Origin of the sequence: Escherichia sp. KCJ4928 (genome assembly GCF_004352695.1) — a bacterium.
Taxonomy (GTDB): Bacteria; Pseudomonadota; Gammaproteobacteria; order Enterobacterales; family Enterobacteriaceae; genus ECMA0423.
This window is the reverse complement of the sequence record NZ_SJWV01000311.1, coordinates 1-2898: the sequence shown is the minus strand read 5'-3', so window position 1 is coordinate 2898 and position 2898 is coordinate 1. Positions and strand designations below refer to the sequence as shown.

Here is a 2898-nt window from a genome sequence, read left to right as displayed (position 1 = left end):
CTTCCCGGCCAGTTTACCGCTGTTAAACAGGTCACCATCCAGCTTCATCACCATGTCCCTGCCGGCAATCAGCGCACCGGCGCTGTTCACATCACCGGGTTTTACACGGGCATACACCTGAGGTACCTGAACCGTCTGCGTGCTGCCGTCCGGCAGTGTCACCGTGGTGTTAACCAGCCAGACAATATCACCGGTCAGTAACGCCATCTGCTCAGCAGTCAGCGCCACACCTGGTGTCAGGTTGTATTGCTTACCAAATGCAATACCCGCATCCATTAACGCCTTAAACTGCTCTTCATCATTACTGTATCCGTCCAGGTACCGTTGCCCGGTCAGAGCGACAACCTGCTCACGAATCAGACGCTGTTCGTAAAAACCATCCCCCAGGCGTTTGAGCATGTTATCCCCGTTCTGAGAAAACGCCTTCTGCATGTAATCACTGCCCAGCCACGTCTTCTGGTTCGTAAAACGCGGGTCCGTTTCAACCAGATATGGCACATTCACTGCCGGATTTGTTTTAAACAGGCTGCTGTCCGGCAGACGGGTATCCGGCCCGGCAACATGGATACTGCCCTGAGGTGCGCTGACTTCAAACTGCTGCCCCGGCAACAGAATGACCGGTTCACCGGCAGACACCACCGGGCGAAGCGGTATCCGGTCAGTACCGGCTACTGTCGCATCCACATTTCCGGTCAGTCCTGTCTGTACATCCGTTCCCTGTGGCTTCAGGGGAGAAAGCGTGACATGGCTGCCCTGAACCTGTCCGTGGCTGGTGAGCTCTCCCGGCTTCAGCGTGATGGTCTGAATTACAGTGGGCGGAGTGTACTGAGAGGTTTTCTCCCCCTGCTTATCCTTTCCTTTTTTCCTGATACGGTAATAATACGTGGATGTTCCTGAGTCCGTAACATGCCGCTCGCCACTGACACTGACATTTTCCACGCTTCCTGACGGAATGGTCAGCAGGCCGCCTGCAACAACCTGACTCTTATCATTAAGCAGTTTGTCTGCCACAATCGTCATGCCGGCACCGGACAGAATTTTTCCCGGGTCGGATTCTTTTACCCGGGTTTCTTCCACGGTACGGGTGTAATCGTACTGCGTGAATTTATCTCTGGCGCCTTCCGGTGTATGCAGTTTTTTCAGTGAGTTACTGGAATCGTTATCCACATAAACGCCCGGTTCACCGGCGCTCCAGCGTTTATCTGAGCCGCTGAGCTGATACTCAGTCACCTTTTCCGTGGAAACCACCACGCGCTCCGTGGTGAAATGGTCATTGACGTTATTGATTTGTCCGGCACTCAGTACCAGATATCCGGCGGCTTCAATAGTGGCACTGTGATTATTCAGTACACCGGCTTTCCCCGTGGCGGCACCATTCGCATCCAGCATGCCACCAGTATGCATATCACCTGCACTGTAAATCAGGCTGTGCGTCCGGTTATTCAGGGTCTGTACCCCTAAGTCCACACGCTCACGCCCGGCCAGCGTCGCCGCCACGCCATTTTCTTCCAGATTATTAAATGTGGCAGCGCTGACACCAACAGCATCGCCGTAGATTCGCCCGGTACCGGAATTCGTCAGGGTGTTCGCCTGAAGACGCGTATATTTCCCGTCAATCAGCCCACGGTTCAGCAGTGTGTCCGTCACGTTACCCGGCTCAGCTGCATGCCCAGATTCTGACTCTCGCCACTGTACTGGTAATCCTCAACCGCACCAGCTACCGTCTGATGGTAATCGTAATCACTGGCGGTGACGGAAAACTGCCAGTAACCGAAAGGCACAGAGTAATGGGCCGTGTAGTTTTTACTGCCCTTACCCCCGTAATGTGGAAAATTATGGGTGGCAGAAACATACAGCAGGTCACTCAGGGAAAAAGGATTATCCAGAGAAAATGTTATACCACCGAGATAACGCCCTGTGCTGCGGGTACCTGAATCATCAAGCGAAAACCCCAGTCGCCAGTATTTATCCTGTTTACGGGTAATAAGAATATCACTTTCCCCTGGCTGCTCACCGGGCACAATTTCCATATCAGCCTGCACACCCGGCAGTCGTTGCATATTCTCCAGCCCCTGCTCAATGTCCCGTAAATCCAGCAGAGAACCTTCGTGTGCCGGGAATGAGGAATACAACTGAATATAGTCATCACTGTCCGGTGTCAGACGCACATGTCGCACAACACCGGGAATAATAACCAGCCGGAGGATACCGCTTTTTAAATCCTGCGAAGGTGCCAGAACACGGGTGGTGACATAACCATGATCGACCAGACGGTTCTGCAATGTACTCATCAGCAGATTAATTCCTTTCGCCCCCAGGCAATGCCCGACCGCCCCGTTGGCGATTTTTTGTAAAGGCAGCCAGTGTGGTAACGCATCAGCCCCCTTCAGTTCCGTCTGTTTAATCTGAAAACAGGGCGTTTCAACAGGAAAATTAATCTTATGGGCAAAAGAGCCAGGTGCAGAAAGGCGAACATCAGGGGCTGAAGGCGTCAGTTGTTGCTCAAGGGCTTCCTGACGCTGCTGCTGAATGATAAATGTATCCTCTCCACTACGCCGGATATCCGCTGCCTGAAGAGATAAAGGCGATAGTAAAACAGACATCAGTGTCAGTGACAGCAAGGACGGACAGCGCCGGAATACGCTTTGTTCCTCAGCCCTCTCGTTCCTGCAACATAATTTTCCAGTCAAACGAAAAACCTTTTATTCATGCCATACCAACAATCACCAGCCTCCTGACGATACCTCCCACCATGTTTTGCAGTGGTACGCTACCGCCCTTCCGGTATTTACCCACACCAACCGGTACCAGAATGCTGAGTAACAAATCCGTTCAGAATTGACTTAATTTTGATCATTATAGAATAATGATCTGAGCGACAGCAATATGACAGATTTA

At 52.0% G+C, this 2898-nt stretch carries 2 pseudogenes; both read right to left on the bottom strand.

Annotation, left to right across the window (positions count from 1 at the left end):
- Positions 1-1650 (bottom strand): annotated as a pseudogene (locus tag E0D98_RS23010) (S-layer family protein); the annotation flags it as partial.
- Positions 1650-2603: pseudogene (locus tag E0D98_RS28480) on the bottom strand (ShlB/FhaC/HecB family hemolysin secretion/activation protein); the annotation flags it as partial. The pseudogenes E0D98_RS28480 and E0D98_RS23010, both read right to left, overlap by 1 nt.
- Positions 2604-2898 lie beyond the last annotated feature (295 nt).